Genomic DNA, 18,612 nt, shown 5'->3' on the forward strand with positions numbered 1-18,612 from the left:
AGGAAGCGAGCATGAGCCTGAAATACGCGGTTGGCGACCTCACCATCCATCGCGTCGTCGAGCAGGAAACCTCGTTCGTGCCGGCGCTGGAGATGTTGCCGGGGCTGACACCGGAGCTGCTGGCTGAGAACCGGGCGTGGATGAGGCAGGCGAAAGCCCTGGATGACAGCGACACGTTGATGCTGTGCTTCCAGTCCTATGTGATCAAGACGCCGCACCACACCATTCTGGTCGACAGCTGCATCGGCAACGACAAGCCGCGGCCGCAGCGTCCGAAATGGAACATGAAGACCGACGACACCTATCTGCGCGGACTCAACGCTGCCGGATTCTCGCCTGACGACATCGACTTCGTGATGTGCACGCATCTGCATGTCGATCACGTCGGCTGGAACACGCGGCTGGAGAACGGCCGCTGGGTGCCGACCTTCCCGAAAGCGCGCTACGTCTTCGCCAAGCAGGAATTCGATCATTGGACCGAGCAGAATGCGAAGGCGGAGGTGCCGCCGTTCGTGGACAGCGTGCTGCCGGTGGTCGAGGCCAAACGCCACGAGCTTGTCGGCAACGATCACCAGATCGGCGATCACGTTCGTATTCTGCCGACGCCGGGCCACACGCCGGGCCATATCGCCATCACGATGGGACACGGCAAGGACGACGCCGTGTTCTCCGGCGACCTCATGCACTCGCCGATCCAGACGCTCTATCCGGAGATGTCGGTGAAATTCGACCTCGATCAGGCCAAGGCGGCAACGACGCGCCGCAGCTTCCTGGAACGCTATTGCGACACCGACACGCTGTGCTGCACCGCGCATTTCCCCTCGCCGTCGGTAGGAAAGATCCGGCGCAAGGGCAGCGGCTTCGTCTGCGCGGCGGTGTGATCTAGCCGAGATCCCGTAGGGTGGGCAAGGCGAAGCGTGCCCACCATGCCAAACGCGTTATAGAATGATGGTGGGCACGGCGCGCGAAGCGCGCCTTTGCCCACCCTACGATTCCACCCGTGTGGAGAAAGCAATGACCAACCTCCCCGAGATCCCTCTCCCCGCCGGCATCCGCTCACGCTATGTCGACGATATCAACGGCTTGCGCCTGCATGTGCTGGAGGCAGGCTTCGAGACCAAGGGGCGGCCCTGCATCCTGCTGCTGCACGGCTTTCCCGAGCTCGCCTTCTCCTGGCGCAAGGTGATGCCGGCGCTCAGCGCGGCCGGCTATCACGTGATCGCCCCGGACCAGCGCGGCTATGGCCGGACGACGGGATGGAGTGCGGAGTATGACGGCGACCTCGCGCCGTTTTCGCTCTTCAACCTGGTGCGGGATGCGCTCGGGCTGGTGTCGGCGTTCGGGTACAGGCAAGTCGATGTGGTCGGACATGATTTCGGCAGCCCAGTCGCGGCCTGGTGCGCGCTGATGCGGCCCGACGTGTTCCGTTCGGTGACGATGATGAGCGCGCCGTTCGGCGGAGCGCCGCCGCTGCCGTTCAACACGATCGACGCGCCGGCAAAGCCACCGTCCGAAGACCCCGTGCATCGCGAGCTCGCCGCCTTGCCGCGTCCACGCAAGCATTATCAGTGGTACTATGCGACACGCCCGGCCAATGCCGACATGCACCGCGCGGCGCAGGGCGTGCATGATTTCCTGCGGGCCTACTATCACCATAAGAGCGCGGACTGGACCGACAACAAGCCATATCCGCTGAAGTCCTGGTCGGCGAATGAGCTTGCGAAGCTGCCGACCTATTATGTGATGGACCTGAACGAGACCATGGCCGAGACGGTCGCAAAGGAGATGCCTTCGCCGTCCGCGATCGCCGCCAATCAATGGCTGCCCGACCGCGAGCTCGGCTACTACAGCGCCGAATATGGCCGCACTGGATTCCAGGGCGGCCTGCAATGGTATCGCTGCGGCACATCGGGTGCGTTCAACAACCAGCTCCAGTTGCTAGCCGGCCGCACCATCGACGTCCCCTCCTGCTTCATCTCGGGCAAGCAGGATTGGGGCACCTACCAGCGTCCCGGCGTGTTCGAGGCCATGCAGGCGCGGGCCTGCACGAAGCTGCTCGGCTGCCACCTCGTCGACGGCGCCGGTCACTGGGTGCAGCAGGAGCAGCGGGCCGAGGTAAGCCGACTGCTACTCGATTTCCTAGCAAAGAGCCGCGGCGTGGTTTGACCCGGGAACCCAAGCGCCCTATATAGTTTAGAATTGTTCTAAACTAATCAGACAGGGCCGCCGTGAAGAATTTTGCCGATCTGACCGAACGCGAGGTGCTTGCGGTCGCGATCTCCTCCGAGGAGGAGGACAGCCGCATCTACATGAGCTTCGCCGAAGACCTGAAGGAGCGCTATCCGGACTCCGCCAAGATCTTCGAGCAGATGGCCGAGGAAGAGCGCGGCCATCGCCACATGCTGCTGGAAATGTACGAGCAGCGCTTCGGTCCGCATTTGCCCCCGATCCGCCGCGAGGATGTCAAAGGCTTCCTGCGCCGCCGTCCGGTCTGGCTCACCAAAAACCTGCCGCTCGACACCATCCGCAGGGAAGTCGAGACAATGGAATTGCAGGCCGAGCGCTTTTACGTGAAGGCCGCTGAACAGGCGCAAGATGTCGGCGTGCGCCGCCTGCTCGGCGATCTGGCCGAAGCCGAGAAAGGCCACGAAGAGGTGGCGGCGAAGCTAACGGACCAGATCCTGAGTTCAGACGTGCGCGCCGAGGAAGACCGCACCAACCGGCGCATGTTCGTGCTGCAATATGTGCAGCCAGGTCTCGCCGGCCTGATGGACGGCTCGGTTTCGACGCTGGCGCCGCTGTTTGCGGCTGCCTTCGCCACGCATCAGAATTGGCAAACATTTCTGGTCGGCCTCGCCGCCTCGATCGGTGCCGGCATCAGCATGGGTTTTGCGGAAGCGCTGTCCGACGACGGCTCGCTAACCGGACGTGGTTCGCCCTGGCTGCGCGGTCTCACCTGCGGCTTGATGACGACGCTCGGCGGCCTTGGGCACACCCTGCCCTATCTCGTGCCCGATAGCTGGGCCAACGCATTCTGGATCGCGACCGGAATTGCCGGAATTGTCGTGTTCTTCGAATTGTGGGCGATCGCCTTCATCCGCGCGCGCTACATGGACACGCCGTTCCTCCAGGCCGTGTTCCAGATCGTGCTCGGCGGCGCGATCGTGCTGGCGGTGGGGATCTTGATCGGCGCCGCGTAGGACGTTGTCATGCCCCGGCTTGACCGGGGCATCCAGTACGCCGCGACCTCTCCGCGTCCGATCGGCGCCGGTGGAATACTGGATCGCCCGGTCAAGCCGGGCGATGACTGCGAGTGGGTGCTTGGCTCACCGCGTTCCGTCTTGCTCACATGTCAATCGCGATCAAACGGCGGTTGCGGTGCTGGGCCAAACTGCGCATCATCGTTCGACAAGAAGAACAGGAGATGCGCCATGGCCAAATCCGAATGGAGCTTCAAGAGCGCGGTCGAACTGTCGGCCGCGTTGACCGCCAAGAAGGTTTCCGCGGTCGAGCTCACCCGCGATGCGATCGATCGCATCGAACGGCACGACGGCAAGGTCAATGCGATCTGCGTGCGGGATTTTGATCGCGCGCTGGACGCCGCACGCGAGGCGGACGCCGCATTGGCGCGCGGCGAGCGCAAGCCGCTGCTCGGCCTGCCGATGACGATCAAGGAATCCTTCAACATCGCCGGCCTGCCCACGAGCTGGGGCTGGACGCCGCAGAAAGATTTCAAGCCGGCGGACGACGCGCTGTCGATCGCCCGGGTGAAGGAGGCCGGTGGCGTTATCCTCGGCAAAACCAACGTGCCCGTGGGGTTAGCTGATTGGCAGAGCTACAACGAGATCTACGGCACGACGAACAATCCATTCGATCTCGGCCGCACGCCGGGTGGCTCGTCGGGCGGCTCGTCTGCGGCGCTGGCGGCAGGCTACGGACCACTCTCGCTCGGGTCCGACATCGGCGGCTCGCTGCGCGTGCCCGCCTTCCACTGCGGGGTCTATGCGCACAAGCCGACCTACAATCTCTGTCCAACGCGCGGCCACACGCCGCCGCCCTTTCCGGCCATCCCGATGGAGCGCGACATGGCGGTGATCGGTCCGATGGCGCGGAGCGCAGTCGACCTGCCCCTGCTCCTGGACGTGATGGCAGGCCCCGATCCGTTGGACCTGGGCATCGGATACAAGCTCGCGCTGCCGGAGGCGCGACACCGCGCGCTGAAGGATTTCCGCGTGCTGGTGATCGACAGCCATCCGCTGCTGCCTGCGAATGCCGATATTCGCAGCACGATCGAGAAGCTGGCGAAACAATTGGCGGGCGCAGGTGCAAGCATCACGCGGGAAAGCCCTCTGTTTCCCGACTTCACCGATGCCTCTCGCCTCTACATGCGCATGCTGATGAGCTTCCTCGGCGCCTTCCTTCCGCCGGACGATCTCGCGGGCGCGCGTGCCGGTGCAGCGCAGCTCTCGCCCGACGACAAGAGCCTCGCTGCCGAACGGCTGCGTGGTATCACCAGCACGCATCAGGCCTGGGTATTCGACGAAGGCGCCCGCGCCGGCCTACGCGCGCAATGGCGACACCTGTTCAGGACATTCGATGCGGTGATCTGTCCGATCATGCCCACGCCGGCCTATCCGCATGATCATTCGCCGGAGCAGGAAAAGCGCCGGATCAATATCGACGGCAAGGACCACGCCTATCCGGACCAGCTTGCGTGGCCCGGCATTGCCACGCTGACGGGCCTGCCGGCAACGGCTGTTCCACTCGGCCTGTCGAAGGACGGGCTGCCGGTCGGCGTGCAGATCATCGGGCCCTTCCTCGAGGACCGGACGCCGCTCAAGCTCGCCGAGCTGATCGAACTCGAGTTCGGCGGGTTCGTGCCGCCGAAGATGTTCGACGATTGATGCGTTCGTCGTTGCGACGGCGCGCCAGGTCACTGCTCCAGATTCTTCAGCAGCAATTTCAGCGCTGTCGCCGCAAACATCTGCATATTGGCCAAGCGGTCGTTGCTGCCCGTCTCCAGCGTCATCACCTCGATCGCGGGCCCGGCGACCGCCATGCAGCTGTGGCCCGCCGCATCGCCGTAGCGATTGCCGGTGGGACCGGACGCGCCGGTCTCGGACAGGCCCCAGTCGCAGTTTAAGCGGCTGCGCATCCGCTCGGCCAGCAGCTGCGCGTAGGGCTCCGACGAGGAACGAAAGCCCTTCATTCCTTCGTCCGAAATATCCATCAGCACGCGCCTGGCATCGCGGGTGTAGACCACGGCGCCGCCGAGGAAATAGGCGGACGCGCCGGGCACCGCGAGCAGGCTGGCCGAGATCAGGCCGCCGGTCGAGGATTCCGCCACGGCAATTGTCTGTTTGCGCGCTATCAGTTTCGCTGCGACCTGTTCCGCAACGCCGACGAGCTCTTTCATTCCTTGACCCCTTATGCCTTCGCAACCGAGCTCGGCCTTTCTAGCATATGACAGCGGCCTTGGCCGAGTTGCAGCCAACGGGCAGGCCTGCTTGAATGGCAGTCAAGAGGCGGAGCGGCCAAGCGCCGCCCGCGAGAAGACGCGACGAGGAAACGTGAAGGACACGTCATGGCGTCCCTGATCGCCGGCGGGGTGGATTGCGATGTGCATCCGGCCGTGCCGCATCTGACCAGCCTGCTGCCGTACCTGAACGACTATTGGCGCGATCAGGTGACGACGCGCGGCATGGTCGATCTCATCTCGCAATCCTACCCGCAGAACTCGCCGATCACGGCGCGGCCCGACTGGCGCCCCGAAAGCGGCAAGCCGGGCGAGAGCCTTGCGGACATGCAGCGCCATGTGCTCGATCCCTTTCAGCTCTCGCATGCCATCTGCAATCCGCTCTATGGCGTGCAGATGGTGTTTTCCGAGGATCTGCAGGCCGCCTTCTGCCGCGCACTGAACGACTGGCTCGTGAAGGAATGGCTCGATCGCGACCCGCGGCTGCGCGGCTCGATCGTGATCCCCACCCAAAGCGTCGAGAAGGCCGTCGCCGAGATCGAGCGCTGTGCGGCGGATCGCCGCTTCGTGCAGGTGCTGATGCTGGTGATGGGCGATACGCCGCTCGGAAAGCGCGCGCTCTGGCCGATCTATGAGGCGGCAGAACGGCTGGAATTACCGATCGGCATTCATGCCGGTTCCGCCTATCACAATCCGCCGACCGCCGTGGGCTGGGGTTCCTACCACATCGAGGATTATGCCGGTCAGGCCCAGGCGTTCCAGACCCAGCTCACCAGCCTGATCGTCGAGGGCGTGTTCGCCAAATATCCGCGACTGAAGATGGTGATGCTGGAATCTGGCGTGTCCTGGATCTCCCCATTTCTGTGGCGCCTGCACAAGTTCTGGCGTGGGGTGCGGATGGAGACGCCATGGGTCGATCGCGCGCCGCTGGACATTGTGCGCAGCAACATCCGCTTCTCGTTACAGCCATTCGATGCGCCGCCGGACGAGACGACATTAATTCGCCTGTTTGATCATATGCAGTCGGACGAATTGGTCGTATTCTCCACCGACTATCCGCACTGGCAGTTCGACGGCCAGGAGGCGCTGCCCGCAGGTCTCACCCCCGATCTCGTGCGCAAGATCATGATCGATAATCCGCATGCGACCTATCCCCGCCTGACTTAGCCGCTGCCAAAGGAGGCAAGGCGATGAATATTCAGTTCCGCGAAAGCTCCGAAGCCGCTTCCCCACTGACCGTCAAAACCGCAATCGCGGACTGCGACATCCATCCGGCACGCGCGACCCGCGCCGAACTCTATCCTTACCTCGCCAAACGCTGGCAGCATCATCTCGAAGTCTACGGCGTCCATGCCTATCAGGGCATGATGGAAGGTCCGCCCTATCCGAAGGCCCAACCCAACGCCTCGCGCCGCGACGCCTATCCGCCGGAAGGCGGGCCGCAGGGCTCCTCGCTGTCCTTCATGCAGAAGCAGCTGCTCGATCCCCACAACGTGCAGCTCGGCGTGCTCAATCCGCTCAACACCGGGCAGGGCATCCGCAACCACGAGCTCTCGGCCGCCTTGTGCTCGGCGATCAACGACTGGCAGATCGACAAATGGACCAGCAAGGACAAGCGGCTGAAGGCGTCCATCGTCGTCGGCAATGAGGACGGCCTGTCGGCCGCCGCGGAAATCCGCGAGCGCGCCGGCGACAAGAATTTCGTCCAGGTGCTGCTGCTCAGCCGCAATGTCGAGCCGCTCGGCCAGCGCCGCTACTGGCCGATCTATCAGGCCGCGGAAGAGGCCGGCCTTCCCGTCGGCGTCCACGCCTTCGGCTTCGGCGGCAACCCGATCACGCCGTCGGGCTGGCCTTCCTATTACATCGAGGAGATGGTCGGCCACTCGCAGTGCCAGCAATCGGCGCTTGCGAGCCTGGTACTGGAGGGCGTGTTCGAGCGCTTCCCGAAATTGAAGATGGTGATGATCGAGGCCGGCTTCGGCTGGGCGCCGTCGCTGGCGTGGCGGCTCGACAAAGTCTGGCAGCGGCTGCGGAGCGAGGTGCCGCATGTCAAACGGCCGCCGTCGGAATATATCCGCGAGCAGGTGTGGTGGACGACGCAGCCGATGGAGGATCCGGAGCGGCGCGAGGACCTGTTCGACGTCATCAAGTGGATCGGCTGGGACCGGCTCCTGTTCGCCACCGACTATCCGCACTGGGATTACGACGAGCCGTCGCGCGTGTTGCCCGCGGGCGTCAGTGACGACAACCGCGAGGCGTTCTATCTCGGCAATGCGAAGAAGCTGTACGGGATCGCTTGATGGCGCGGCATGTGATTGCCGCGGTCGATGAGCTTCCGCCCGGCACGCGAAAATTTCTGGAGATCGACGGACGGCCGATCGCAATCTTCAACATCAAGGGTGAATATTTCGGCCTGATGAACCGCTGCCCGCATCAGGGCGCGGCGCTGTGCGAGGGACCCTTGATCGGGCTCGCGCAATCGAAGGATCCGGGCGAGATCGAATATACCAAGCTCGGCGAGATCATTCGCTGCCCCTGGCATGGCTGGGAGTTCGACATCCGTACCGGCCAGTCCTACTGCGACCCCCGCCGCTTCCGCGTGAAGGCCTACCCGGCTCATGTCGAGCCGGGTGCGAGCGTGGTGAAGGGGCCGTATGTCGCCGAGACGATTCCGGTCAGCGTGGAGAGCGACTACGTGGTGGTGGAGTTGTAAGCTCCCGCGGTCATTCCGGGGCGCCCGAAGGGCGAGCCCGGAGTCCATCGTGCCACGGGAGTACCAGGAGAAATGACACCGTCCTAGTGTCCCGCCACCGGCTCGACCACCGCATCATATGTCGGCACCGCCTTGCCGCCGCCCCGATACACGACCGAGGCCGCGATGACGCCAAGCAGCGCCGCAAACATCAGCCAGAAGCCGGGCGAGGCCTTGTCGCCGGTGTGCTCGATCAGCAGGGTCGAGGCGAACGGCGTGAAGGTGCCGAACAGGGCGGCCGCGAGCGCGAAGGCGAGCGAGAAGCAGGTGGTGCGGACATGCGCCGGCACGATCTCGACCAGCGCGCCGAGCATGGTGCCGCTGTAGACGCCGAAATAGAACGAGAACATCATCTCGACGGCGAGCAGCTTGCCGAAACTCGGCGCTGCCACCAGCCAGTGCAGCGCCGGATAGGCCGTGACCAGCGACAGGCAGGCGATGGTGATCAGCACCGGCTTGCGGCCGATGCGGTCCGACAAGGCGCCGCCGACCGGATTCCAGAAGAAGTTGGTCACGGCGACCAGCAGCGTCACCAACAGCGCATCCTGGCTCGACAGCTTGAGCACGGTCTTGCCGAAGGTCGGCGTGTACACCGTGACGAAGTAGAACGTCGTCGTGGTCAGGACCGCGATCATCATGCCGAGAAGGACGATGCGCCAATTGGCGAGTGCGGAGGCGAACACTTCGTTCGCCGTCGGATGCTTCTTCATGGCGAGGAAGGCCGGCGTCTCCTCGAGCGTCCGCCGCAGGAAGAAGATCAGGGGAATGATCAGGCAGCCGACGAAGAACGGAATGCGCCAGCCCCATGCGGCCACCGTGTCGGCCGGCATTACCTCGGATAGAAGGTAGCCCAGGATCGAGGCGACGAAGATCGCGACCTGCTGGCTCGACGACTGGAACGAGGTGTAGAAGCCGCGATTGCCGGGCGTCGAAATCTCCGACAGATAAACCGACACGCCACCGAGCTCGACGCCGGCGGAGAAGCCCTGCAGCAGACGGCCGATCAGCACGATGACAGGCGCGGCGATGCCGATGGTCGCGTAGCTCGGGCAGAACGCGATGACGACGGTGCCGACGGCCGTGATGCCGAGCGTGACGATCAGGCCCTTGCGGCGGCCGATGCGGTCGATATAGGCGCCGAGCACAATCGCGCCGACGGGACGCATCAATGCGCCGAGCCAGAACACGCCGAAGGTGTTGAGCAGCGAGGCGGTCTCGTTGCTGGACGGGAAGAATGCCTTGCCGATGGCGGCGGCGTAGAAGCCGAACAGGAAGAAGTCGAACTGCTCGAGGAAATTGCCGCTCGTTGCGCGCAGGATCGCGCCGATGCGCGACTTGATCTCGGGCGGATTGGTCGATGCTGCTGGTCCAGCCATGGCGTTACTCCCCTGAAGACGCGGCCGGACCGGAACTCACTTCACGGCAGGCGACGGATTATTGCTGCGACAATCTGTCTTACCCCTTCCCGCGCGGGGGGGTGCGAGTCAATCGATTTTGCCGCGGAAGCTGATGATTTTTCAGGCTTTATTCCGCGTTGCGGCGATCATCCACTCACGGAATGCGGCGAGCTTCGGCGCTTCGCGGCGGCCCTCCGGCGCGACCAGGTAAAAGCCGGCATCGGCCGGCAGCGCGATCTTGAAGGGAACGACGAGCCGGCCCTTGGCAATGTCGTCCTGAACGTAGGAGGTCCGCCCCATCGCCACGCCGATGCCGTCGATGGCGGCCTGGATCGTCATGAAGATCATGTCGAAGGTGATGCCGGGCTGCCTGGCGATGTCGGCCGGCAGACCCGCCGCCGTCAACCACAGCCGCCAGTCGTCGCTGTTGGCGTTGGAGGTGTGCAGCAGCATGTGGCTCTTGAGGTCCTCGGGACAGCGCAACGGCTTGTCACCGCGCAAGAGAGACGGGCTGCACACCGGAAACAGCTCGTCCGCCATCAGCCAGTCGGCGCGCAGACCCGGCCACTGGCCGCGGCCGTAGCGGATCGCGGCATCGACATTGTCGCGCTGGAAGTCGACGAGGCTGGTCGAGGTGGTGATGCGCACGTCGATGCCGGGATGGTGCTCCTGGAAATCGGTCAGCCGCGGCAGCAGCCATTTTGCGGCGAGCGAGGCCAGCGTCGAGACCGTCAGCACCTTGTCGTCGTCCTTGCGCAGCAGCCGGTCGGTGGCCAGCCGAAGGTCGTTGAAGGCGGCACGGACGCCCGGCAAATAGTCGCGCGCCTCGGCCGTCAGCGCCAGTGCGCGGTTCTGCCGGACGAACAGGCGGATGCCGAGCTCCTCCTCGAGCCTGCGGATCTGATGGCTGATCGCGGTCTGGGTCACGTTCAGCTCGGACGCGGCCAGCGTGAAGCTGAGATGGCGCGCGGCGGCTTCAAAGGCCCGCAATCCGTTGAGGGAGGGCAATCTGGCAGTCATCTGGCAGCAGGATACATGACGTTATTTCATGCGAAGGAGTACAAATTGTCGTTTGTCGCAGTGCACCAGCAAGCAGATATTAGCGGTCAACTTAGCTCCAGGAGCTGACAATGTCTACTTTGACCCAGAATTCGATGACAAATCATCATGCGCCCGGGCTGATCCACCAGATCGGCGAGACGCTTCACGTCTGGCACGAGCGCTACCGGACAAGGCGTGAGCTCACCAACTGGTCCGCGCGTGACCTTCAGGACGTCGGGCTGTCCTGGAGCGATGTGGCCTATGAGGCCGACAAACCCTTCTGGCGGGCCTGATTGGCCGCCAGGCCGGCGCCGCCTGACTGTGGGGCGCCGGCGGTCCCTTTTGCCTTTGGTCCCCTTGAGTGCGCGTGTCATGAGCATCCTTCGCCTGGAAGATCTGAAGCAATATTCTGACACGCTGCGCACGCGACACGGCGAGGCGCTGCGCGTTCGCTTCGTCGAACCGCGCGACACCGAGGAGCTCCAGCACTATTTTCGCTCGCTCTCGACGCGGTCCCGTTACAACCGCTTCTTCGGCGCGATCAGCGAACTGCCGCAGGGCCTGCTGCACGAATTTCTTCGAATCGGCGAGCGCGAACGTTTCACGGTGGTCGCGACCATGATGGTCGACGGCTTCGAGACCATCGTCGCCGAAGCGCGCTATGCGCTGCATGTCGAAACCGCGTCGCTCGAATTCGGCCTGTCGGTCGACGACCGCTGGCAGGGCCACGGCATCGCCACCGCGCTGATGAAGAATCTCGAATGCCGCGCGGCCGCGCTTGGCGCCGACCACATGTTCGGCGACACGCTGCGCTCCAACGCGGCCATGATCTCGCTCGCGCGCAAATCGGACTTCGCCTTCGTCAATCATCCTGACGACTGGAAGCTGGTGCGCTTCGACAAGGAGATTTCCGTCGCATCGAAGGACATTCCCTGCGCGAGTTGGCGTCTCGTTGCCCTTTCCCGTCAGGCCGATAGCCCCTCAGCCTCGGCCTGACTCCACTCGAGCCCGGCTCTGGTCAAACAGCGCCGGGCTTTTTTTATTCTTCGTAGCCCGGATGGAGCGAAGCGCAATCCGGGTTTCGGGCTTCAGCTGAAGCGTCCCGGATTTCGCTTCGCTCCATCCGGGCTACGGCTCCCTACTTCCTCGTGAATACCGCCTGGCACTTCTCGATGAAGGCCTGCACCGCTTCCTTGTGATCGGCGGTCGTGGTCAGGCGGACCAGACGTTCGGCTTCGTGGTCGCGCGCGGTCTCGAAATCGAACAGCAGGGCCTCGTCGAGATTGTCCTTCATGTAGCGCAGCGCGAGGCGCGGACCTTCAGCGAGGGATTTTGCCAGCGCAAAGGCCTCTGCCTGCAATTTGTCGTCGGGCACCACGCGGTTGACGAGGCCGATGGCCTCGCATCTGGCAGCATCCACCCGATCGCCGGTGAACAGCAGCTCGCGTGCCCGCGCGGTGCCGACGAGGCGCGTCAACAGCCACGCGATGCCATAATCGCCGCTGAGCGCAATGCGCGCATAGCCGGTAGCCACGAAGGCCGATTGCGCGGCAATGCGGATGTCGCAGGCCATGGCGATGGCGAGCCCCGCGCCGACCGCCGGCCCCGGCAGCGCGGCGATGGTCGGCTTGCGCACCGAGACCAGCGCGCCGGTGAGCAGGCGCTGCCGCTCCTGGAGATCGGCGACCTTGTCGTCAAAGGACATTTCCAGCTTCTTCGGGTCGCGATGCGCGCCCATGCCCTTGACGTTGCCGCCCGCGCAGAACGCTTCGCCCGCGCCGGTGATCAGCAGCGCGCCGACATCGGGGTTCTCGCCGCAGGAGCGGATCATGGTGCGTAGCGCCGGGGTCAGCGCGTCCGACAGCGAGTTGCGCGCCTCCGGCCGGTTCAGCGTGATCAATGCGACGCGATCGCGGATCGCGCAGAGGAGTTCGTTGGTGCCGGTATCGATGGTGGTTTCCGTGCTCATGATTCCCGCCCTTGTAGGGTGGGCAAAGCGAAGCGTGCCCACCATTTGCTGTTTCGTGGTTGATGGTGGGCACGGCGCTATGCGCCTTTGCCCACCCTACGGCAGCTTGCCTCAAAACTTCTCGACCCAGGGCCGCAGCTCCAGCTCCCAGCTCCAGGCGCTGCGCGGCTGCTGCAACACGTTCCAATAGCTCTGCGCGATCGCGTCCGGATCGAGCATCGAATCCGGCTTGTCGTCCGGCTCTGTCCGCGTCGCGCTCCTGATGCCGCCATCGATCACGAAATGCGCGACATGGATGCCTTGCGGCGACAATTCGCGCGCCATGCTCTGCGCGAGCCCGCGCAGCGCGAACTTGCCCATCGCGAATGGCGCCGACTGCGCATAGCCCTTGACGCTTGCCGAAGCGCCGGTGAACAGGATCGCGCCGTGCTGGTTCGGCAGCATGCGCCTGGCCGCTTGCTGCGCCACCAGGAAGCCGCCATAGGCGCTGACCGCAATGGCGTTCGCCACGTCGGCCGGAACGAGATCGACGAAAGGCCCGCGCGCGCGGCCGCTGGCGTTGTAGACGACCAAATCGGGCGTACCGATCTCGCGTTCGACCAGGCCGAACAGGCGTTCGACCTCATCAGGGTCGGTGGCGTTGCAGGCATAGGCCTTGGCGCCGGTCTCGCTGCAGAGTGCGCCGAGCTTCTCGATTTTTCGCGCGGCCAGTGCGACGCGGATGCCCTGGGCGGACAACAGCCGCGCCAGCGAGGCGCTCAGGCCTTCGCCGGCGCCGACGATGAGGGCGATCTTGTATTTCGGGTGTTCCATGACGTGATCTCTCGAAGACGGGAAGCCGCTGATCTATGCACGGTCCGCGCGGACAACCACCCGGGGAGGATCACAATTCCGCAGAGCGAATTGCTCCGACGCGGCGATCATGCCTCCCTGACAATTTGCGGCTTTATCCGCTTTCGCGACTGGAGCATGATCGACATCATCTCAAGCGGCAAGCGCCAAATCAGCGCAAAATGACCGCAAGGCGGAAACGAAGAGGACGATCATGCACAAGCCGGCCCCTGCGCAGGCAAAACAGGTCGCGGCCGCACCATCCGGACTGCTGGCTCCCGACACTACCGGCATGAATTTCTACCGCGCCGACCAAGCCCTCACCGATCTCCTGCGCATCCATCTGCCGGAGACGCTATTCCGCCACGTCGAGCCGCATCTCGATCGCCTTGGTGAACTCGCCGGCGGACATCTCGACGATTGCGCGCGGCTCGCCGACCGGCACACGCCGGTGCTGCACCAGCGCGACAAGTTCGGCCGCGATTTGCAGTGGATCGAATACCACCCGGCCTATCGCGAGCTGGAGAAGGCAGCGTTCGGCGAGTTCGGCATCCACGCGCTCTCGATCCGCAAGGGCATCATGGGCTGGCCGGACAAATATCCCGTCGTCGCCAAGCACGCCTTCACCTTCCTGTTCAACCAGACCGAATTCGGCATGGGCTGCCCGATCAACGTCACCGACGGCTGCGCCAAGCTGTTGGCGAATTTCGGCACCGAGGCGCTGAAGGCGAAATATCTCGATGGCCTGACCCAGACCGATATGAGCAAGCTGACGCAAGGCGGCCAGTTCATGACCGAAAAGGAAGGCGGCTCCGACGTCGGCACGCTGACCACGACGGCCGTGCAGGAAGGCGACCATTGGCGCCTTACCGGGGAAAAATGGTTCTGCTCGAACGCCGACGCAAAAATCGTGATGCTGCTGGCGCGCCCCGAAGGCGCCGGCCTCGGCACGCGCGGTGTCGGCCTGTTCCTGATGCCGCGCTTCCTCGACGACGGTTCGCAGAACCACTACCGGATCGTGCGTCTGAAGGACAAGCTCGGCACGCGCTCGATGGCCTCGGGTGAGATCAAGCTCGAAGGCGCGATCGCCTACGCGGTCGGCAAGCTCGACCGCGGCTTCGTGCAGATGGCCGAGATGGTGAACTCGTCGCGGCTGTCAAATGGCGTCAAATCCACCGCGCTGATGCGGCGGGCCTACCATGACGCGATGACGGTGGCAAAAAACCGTGTGGTGTTCGGCAACCGCATCATCGACCTGCCGCTGGGCCGGCGCCAGATACTGAAGATCATGCTGCCGGTCGAGCAAGCGTTGTCGATGAGCTTTCTCACCGCGGACGCGCTCGACCGTGCCGAGGCCGGCAGCCAGGATGCAGCCGCACTGCTGCGCATCCTGACGCCGACCTTGAAATTCCGCGCCACCCGGGACGCGCGAAAGGTTTGTGGCGATGCGCTCGAGATGCGCGGCGGCATCGGCTATATCGAGGAATTCGCGACCGCTCGGCTGCTGCGGGACGCGCATCTCGGTTCGGTTTGGGAAGGCACCGGCAACATCGTCGCGATCGATGCGCTGAGGCGCGCGGTCGGCCGCCACGGCGCCGAATCCGCGCTCGCAGCCGATCTGCACGCCCGCCTCGATGACAGCCCCTCGGTGCCGCAGGCCTGGCGCGACCGGCTGCACACTCTCACCGATCGCGCGGTCGGCTTCGCGCGCGAGGTCGCCAGCGCGGCCGACAACGAGGCCGATGCGCGCCGCGCCACAAGCCTGCTCTATCATGTCGCCAGTGCCGTCGCGCTCGCCTGGGAGGCACATCGTATCCACGACATGCGTGGCGATGCGCGAAGGCTGTTGTTGTCGCGGCTGGTGATCGATCACCGGGTGTCGCCGAGCGATCCGTTCCGGTTGACGGAAAATCCCGTGCAGCAGAAGATCGCGGCGCTCCTCCTCGGCGATCGCGCCGGTAGCATGAGCGAGGTTGGCGAACTGGTCCTGGCAGCGTAGGCTGCCACCCGCGTTCAAAGCAAAAAAGCGATAGGGAGTGCTCGATGAAGGCCGCCGTCCTCCATGAAGTCAACAAACCCCTGGTCATCGAGGATGTCAGCCTGCCGAAGCCCGGCCCGCGCGAGGTCCTGATCCGGACGTCGGTCGCTGGTCTCTGCCACTCCGATTTGCACTTCATGGAAGGCCTTTATCCGCATCCGCTGCCCGCGGTGCTCGGGCACGAGTCCGCCGGAATCGTCGAACAGGTCGGCTCCGACGTGACTTATGTGAAGCCCGGTGATCATGTGGTCACCTGTCTTTCGGTGTTCTGCGGGACCTGCGACAATTGCACCACGGGCCGCACGGTGCTCTGCACCGACACCACGGTAAAATTGCTGCCGGGGGCTTCCAATCGGATGCAATGGGCCCGTTCCGAGAAGCTGCATCAGTTTCTCAACCTCTCTTCTTTCGCCGAGCAGATGCTGGTGCACGAGAACGCGATCGTCAAAATCCGCAAGGAAATGCCGCTCGATCTTGCGGCGCTGATCGGCTGCGGTGTCATTACCGGCTACGGCGCGGTCGTGAACACGGCGAAGGTGACCGCCGGCGAAACCGTGGCCGTGATCGGTTGCGGCGGTGTCGGCATGGCCGCGATCAACGGCGCGCAGATCGCGGGCGCCGGCCGCATCATTGCCATCGACACCAATCCGGCCAAGCTCCAGCTCGCGACCAAGCTGGGCGCCACCGACATCATCAACCCGGCCGACGGCGACGTCGTGAAGCAGGTGCGCGATCTCACCAATGGCGGCGTGCATCATTCCTTCGAGGTGCTCGGCCGCAAGGAGACCGCCGAGCAGGCCTTCGGCATGCTCGCCTCGGGCGGCACGGCCACCATCGTCGGCATGATTCCGTTCGGCCAGAAGATCGAGCTGCATGGCTTCGACTTCCTGCGCGAGCGCAGGATCCAGGGCTCATCAATGGGCTCGAACCATTTTCGGGTCGACATGCCACGGCTGGTGGATTTCTACCTGCGCGGCCGGCTGCATCTGGAAGACTGGATCTCGGCCAAGCTGAAGCTCTCCGAGATCAACGAAGGCTTTGCCAACATGAAAGCCGGCAAGACGCTGCGCAGCGTGATCATGTTTGACAGCTGATGCAAGAGACGCGGTCCTCAGCCCGCCGGGCACGTTGCGGGAAGGTAAGCCCGGCAAGACCAGATCTTGACCAACCGATGAACTGCCCCGGAGCATGACGGCGGAGGCCGGAGCGGAACTACCGCTGCAAATGTCGCGTAAAGATCCGCACCACATGACCCCTGACCCGCGGCGCCTCGTCGTAGAGGTCTGAGGCGAGGCGCTCGATGGTCTCGCGCAACGACAAGAACTGGGCCTGCCGCGCGCTGCTTTCGGTACCCTGCATGCCCGCAAGCTCGTCCATCGCGGCGTCGCTGATCTGGCAGTGTACGACCTCGCCGTCGTTCAGCATGGTGAAGCGAAAGGCGAGCCGTTCGAGATCATGGCCAATGATCCTGTCGCGCATGAGTGGCATCAAGTCGTCCCGGTCGACCCCCGCGCCGAAAATGCCGAAAATCCCGCTGCTTGTCAGCAGCAAAGGCAATCCATGGCCTACTGAAATGCGACTTCGGCGAAACTGCGGAGCTTTCGCGAATGCAACCGCTCGGATTCCTGCTGTTTAAGCCGTTCCAGCGCCTTCAAGCCGATCTCGAGATGTTGGCCGACGCGCCGGCGGTAGAATTCGCTGGCCATGCCTGCGAGCTTGATCTCGCCGTGCAGAGGCTTGTCGGAGACGCACAGCAGCGTGCCGTAGGGGACGCGAAAGCGGTAGCCGTTGGCGGCAATCGCGGCCGATTCCATGTCGAGCGCAACCGCGCGCGATTGCGACAAGCGGCGAATGACATCGGGACCGCTGATCTCCCAATTGCGGTTGTCAACGCTCGCGACGGTGCCGGTACGCATCAGGCGCTTGAGCTCGAACCCCTCGAGCCCGGTGACGTCCTCGACCGCCTCCTCGAGCGCGACCTGCATCTCCGCGAGCGCCGGGATCGGCACCCACAGCGGCAACTCACGATCAAGCACATGGTCCTCGCGCACATAGCCGTGGGCGAGCACATAGTCGCCGAGCCGCTGCGTGTTGCGCAGGCCCGCGCAATGACCGAGCATCAGCCAGGCATGGGGCCGCAGCACGGCAACATGGTCGGTGACATTACGCGCGTTGGACGGACCGGTGCCGATGTTGATCAGCGTGATGCCGCGATAACCGGGGGTGACCAAATGGAAGGCCGGCATCTGCGGCGCGCGCGCGGGCGCAACGCCCGTCGACGCGCCGCCGCTGCGCGTGATCACGTTGCCGGGAGCGACGAAGGCATCGAGGCCGGCCTCGCCAGCCTGAAGCCGCTGCTGGCAGAGCTGCGCGAAGGCGTCGACGTAGAACTGGTAGTTGGTGAAGATCACGAAGTTCTGGAAATGCTCTGGATCTGTGCCCGTGTAGTGGTAGAGCCGGCGCAGCGAGTAGTCGACGCGGGCCGCCCGAAACAAGGACAGCGGCTCGGGCGCGCCGGGCTGGAGCTCGAAAGTGCCGTCGGCGATGGCATCGTCCATGGTGGCCAGATCAGGCACGTCGAAGGCATCGCGCAGCGACCGCGTCACGGGCGAGTTCTCGCTGGTGGTGATGGCGGCTTCGATGTTGATGTCGCGGCGATAGGCAAAGTGAACGGGGATCGGTTCGCTGGACTCGCCGATTTCGACTGGGACGCCGTGGTTCTGGATCAACAGCCCGATCTGCTCGGTGAGATACGTCCGGAACAGATCCGGACGCGTGACGCTGGTCTCGTGCACACCGGGCCGGGCGACGAAGCCGTAGGCGAGACGCGAATCCAGCCGAGCATGCGTCGCGGTCGTGACACGGACGAAGGGGTAGAAGGCCCGCACCCGCGTCGTGATTGCCTCGCCGTTGACGTAAGCTTCGAAGCGGTCGCGCAGGAACTTCGTGTTGCGCTCGTAGATCTCTTCGAGGCGGGCGACGGCGAGGCCGGCGTCGGAAAAGGATTCGGTGGCGACGGAGGGTGGGGATTGGACGGATTGCATTGTTCGATGCCGGGTTGCTGGGGCTGAATCGAACTATAGCAAGAAAACTAAAGCAAGAAAGAAG

18 protein-coding genes are annotated in these 18,612 nt (G+C 64.2%); 11 read left to right on the plus strand and 7 right to left on the minus strand.

Annotation, left to right across the window (positions count from 1 at the left end; genetic code table 11):
* Positions 1 to 11: 11 nt before the first annotated feature.
* The 4 genes from FXB41_RS20380 to FXB41_RS20395 all read left to right on the plus strand — a co-directional run bounded on the left by FXB41_RS20380 (position 12) and on the right by FXB41_RS20395 (position 4,904).
* The gene (locus FXB41_RS20380; protein ID WP_007599589.1) at positions 12 to 881 is read left to right on the plus strand and encodes an MBL fold metallo-hydrolase; all 870 of its coding nucleotides are present in this window, start codon (positions 12 to 14) and stop codon (positions 879 to 881) included.
* Positions 882 to 1,014: 133 nt separating this feature from the next.
* Positions 1,015 to 2,166, plus strand: a complete 1,152-nt coding sequence (locus tag FXB41_RS20385; RefSeq protein WP_219682961.1) for an alpha/beta fold hydrolase — start codon at positions 1,015 to 1,017, stop codon at positions 2,164 to 2,166.
* 62 nt (positions 2,167 to 2,228) lie between these two features.
* Entirely contained in the window at positions 2,229 to 3,200 is a 972-nt protein-coding gene (mbfA, locus tag FXB41_RS20390; RefSeq protein WP_219682962.1) for an iron exporter MbfA, read from the plus strand.
* Positions 3,201 to 3,431: 231 nt separating this feature from the next.
* A complete protein-coding gene (locus tag FXB41_RS20395; RefSeq protein WP_007599586.1) occupies positions 3,432 to 4,904 on the plus strand; it encodes an amidase in 1,473 nt (490 codons plus the stop codon).
* A gap of 29 nt (positions 4,905 to 4,933) precedes the next feature.
* Here FXB41_RS20395 and FXB41_RS20400 read toward each other — a convergent pair whose 3' ends face one another.
* Positions 4,934 to 5,416: a CinA family protein gene (locus FXB41_RS20400; protein ID WP_007599585.1), complete on the minus strand. Its 483-nt coding sequence runs from the start codon at positions 5,414 to 5,416 to the stop codon at positions 4,934 to 4,936.
* A gap of 168 nt (positions 5,417 to 5,584) precedes the next feature.
* Between FXB41_RS20400 and FXB41_RS20405 the strand changes: the two genes are divergently transcribed.
* Genes FXB41_RS20405 through FXB41_RS20415 form a run of 3 tightly spaced genes read left to right on the plus strand, consistent with a single transcriptional unit; the run spans position 5,585 to position 8,189 of the window.
* A complete protein-coding gene (locus tag FXB41_RS20405) occupies positions 5,585 to 6,643 on the plus strand; it encodes an amidohydrolase family protein (RefSeq protein WP_007599583.1) in 1,059 nt (352 codons plus the stop codon).
* 23 nt (positions 6,644 to 6,666) lie between these two features.
* Complete coding sequence (locus tag FXB41_RS20410; RefSeq protein WP_219682963.1) at positions 6,667 to 7,776, plus strand: amidohydrolase family protein; 1,110 nt, start codon at positions 6,667 to 6,669, stop codon at positions 7,774 to 7,776.
* Positions 7,776 to 8,189: a Rieske (2Fe-2S) protein gene (locus FXB41_RS20415; protein ID WP_007599578.1), complete on the plus strand. Its 414-nt coding sequence runs from the start codon at positions 7,776 to 7,778 to the stop codon at positions 8,187 to 8,189. The genes FXB41_RS20410 and FXB41_RS20415 overlap by 1 nt, the downstream gene beginning before the upstream one ends.
* Positions 8,190 to 8,272: 83 nt before the next feature.
* On the opposite strand, the gene FXB41_RS20420 is transcribed toward FXB41_RS20415, so the two are convergent.
* Together FXB41_RS20420 and FXB41_RS20425 are read right to left on the minus strand one after the other, a co-directional pair.
* Complete coding sequence (locus tag FXB41_RS20420) at positions 8,273 to 9,604, minus strand: MFS transporter (protein ID WP_219682964.1); 1,332 nt, start codon at positions 9,602 to 9,604, stop codon at positions 8,273 to 8,275.
* A gap of 141 nt (positions 9,605 to 9,745) precedes the next feature.
* Positions 9,746 to 10,645: a transcriptional regulator GcvA gene (locus tag FXB41_RS20425; protein ID WP_026233402.1), complete on the minus strand. Its 900-nt coding sequence runs from the start codon at positions 10,643 to 10,645 to the stop codon at positions 9,746 to 9,748.
* A 110-nt stretch (positions 10,646 to 10,755) separates the two neighbouring features.
* Between FXB41_RS20425 and FXB41_RS20430 the strand changes: the two genes are divergently transcribed.
* Positions 10,756 to 10,959 carry a DUF1127 domain-containing protein gene (locus tag FXB41_RS20430; protein ID WP_007599575.1) on the plus strand — a complete coding sequence of 68 codons (204 nt, stop codon included), beginning with the start codon at positions 10,756 to 10,758 and terminating at the stop codon, positions 10,957 to 10,959.
* A 79-nt stretch (positions 10,960 to 11,038) separates the two neighbouring features.
* Positions 11,039 to 11,662: a GNAT family N-acetyltransferase gene (locus FXB41_RS20435; RefSeq protein ID WP_219682965.1), complete on the plus strand. Its 624-nt coding sequence runs from the start codon at positions 11,039 to 11,041 to the stop codon at positions 11,660 to 11,662.
* A 142-nt stretch (positions 11,663 to 11,804) separates the two neighbouring features.
* Here FXB41_RS20435 and FXB41_RS20440 read toward each other — a convergent pair whose 3' ends face one another.
* On the minus strand, positions 11,805 to 12,635 hold the full coding sequence (locus FXB41_RS20440) for an enoyl-CoA hydratase (protein WP_219682966.1): 831 nt from the start codon (positions 12,633 to 12,635) through the stop codon (positions 11,805 to 11,807).
* Positions 12,636 to 12,746: 111 nt separating this feature from the next.
* Positions 12,747 to 13,448, minus strand: coding sequence for an SDR family oxidoreductase (locus FXB41_RS20445; RefSeq protein WP_219682967.1), 702 nt, complete (start codon positions 13,446 to 13,448; stop codon positions 12,747 to 12,749).
* A gap of 232 nt (positions 13,449 to 13,680) precedes the next feature.
* On the opposite strand from FXB41_RS20445, the gene FXB41_RS20450 reads away from it, so the two are divergent.
* A complete protein-coding gene (locus FXB41_RS20450; RefSeq protein WP_007599571.1) occupies positions 13,681 to 15,465 on the plus strand; it encodes an acyl-CoA dehydrogenase family protein in 1,785 nt (594 codons plus the stop codon).
* Positions 15,466 to 15,509: 44 nt separating this feature from the next.
* Positions 15,510 to 16,598, plus strand: a complete 1,089-nt coding sequence (locus tag FXB41_RS20455) for a Zn-dependent alcohol dehydrogenase (RefSeq protein WP_219682968.1) — start codon at positions 15,510 to 15,512, stop codon at positions 16,596 to 16,598.
* A 118-nt stretch (positions 16,599 to 16,716) separates the two neighbouring features.
* Here FXB41_RS20455 and FXB41_RS20460 read toward each other — a convergent pair whose 3' ends face one another.
* A complete protein-coding gene (locus FXB41_RS20460; protein WP_007599567.1) occupies positions 16,717 to 16,992 on the minus strand; it encodes a DUF1488 family protein in 276 nt (91 codons plus the stop codon).
* A 77-nt stretch (positions 16,993 to 17,069) separates the two neighbouring features.
* On the minus strand, positions 17,070 to 18,548 hold the full coding sequence (locus FXB41_RS20465; RefSeq protein WP_219682969.1) for an AMP nucleosidase: 1,479 nt from the start codon (positions 18,546 to 18,548) through the stop codon (positions 17,070 to 17,072).
* Positions 18,549 to 18,612 lie beyond the last annotated feature (64 nt).

Source organism: Bradyrhizobium canariense (genome assembly GCF_019402665.1).
Taxonomy (GTDB): Bacteria; Pseudomonadota; Alphaproteobacteria; order Rhizobiales; family Xanthobacteraceae; genus Bradyrhizobium; species Bradyrhizobium canariense.

Coding starts and splice junctions, on each gene's coding strand:
- FXB41_RS20380 (WP_007599589.1), top strand. CDS start 12: ATGAGCCTGAAATACGCGGTTGGCGACCTCACCATCCATCGCGTCGTC.
- FXB41_RS20385 (WP_219682961.1), top strand. CDS start 1,015: ATGACCAACCTCCCCGAGATCCCTCTCCCCGCCGGCATCCGCTCACGC.
- FXB41_RS20395 (WP_007599586.1), top strand. CDS start 3,432: ATGGCCAAATCCGAATGGAGCTTCAAGAGCGCGGTCGAACTGTCGGCC.
- FXB41_RS20400 (WP_007599585.1), bottom strand. CDS start 5,416: ATGAAAGAGCTCGTCGGCGTTGCGGAACAGGTCGCAGCGAAACTGATA.
- FXB41_RS20405 (WP_007599583.1), top strand. CDS start 5,585: ATGGCGTCCCTGATCGCCGGCGGGGTGGATTGCGATGTGCATCCGGCC.
- FXB41_RS20410 (WP_219682963.1), top strand. CDS start 6,667: ATGAATATTCAGTTCCGCGAAAGCTCCGAAGCCGCTTCCCCACTGACC.
- FXB41_RS20415 (WP_007599578.1), top strand. CDS start 7,776: ATGGCGCGGCATGTGATTGCCGCGGTCGATGAGCTTCCGCCCGGCACG.
- FXB41_RS20420 (WP_219682964.1), bottom strand. CDS start 9,604: ATGGCTGGACCAGCAGCATCGACCAATCCGCCCGAGATCAAGTCGCGC.
- FXB41_RS20425 (WP_026233402.1), bottom strand. CDS start 10,645: ATGACTGCCAGATTGCCCTCCCTCAACGGATTGCGGGCCTTTGAAGCC.
- FXB41_RS20430 (WP_007599575.1), top strand. CDS start 10,756: ATGTCTACTTTGACCCAGAATTCGATGACAAATCATCATGCGCCCGGG.
- FXB41_RS20435 (WP_219682965.1), top strand. CDS start 11,039: ATGAGCATCCTTCGCCTGGAAGATCTGAAGCAATATTCTGACACGCTG.
- FXB41_RS20440 (WP_219682966.1), bottom strand. CDS start 12,635: ATGAGCACGGAAACCACCATCGATACCGGCACCAACGAACTCCTCTGC.
- FXB41_RS20445 (WP_219682967.1), bottom strand. CDS start 13,448: ATGGAACACCCGAAATACAAGATCGCCCTCATCGTCGGCGCCGGCGAA.
- FXB41_RS20450 (WP_007599571.1), top strand. CDS start 13,681: ATGCACAAGCCGGCCCCTGCGCAGGCAAAACAGGTCGCGGCCGCACCA.
- FXB41_RS20455 (WP_219682968.1), top strand. CDS start 15,510: ATGAAGGCCGCCGTCCTCCATGAAGTCAACAAACCCCTGGTCATCGAG.
- FXB41_RS20460 (WP_007599567.1), bottom strand. CDS start 16,992: ATGCCACTCATGCGCGACAGGATCATTGGCCATGATCTCGAACGGCTC.
- FXB41_RS20465 (WP_219682969.1), bottom strand. CDS start 18,548: ATGCAATCCGTCCAATCCCCACCCTCCGTCGCCACCGAATCCTTTTCC.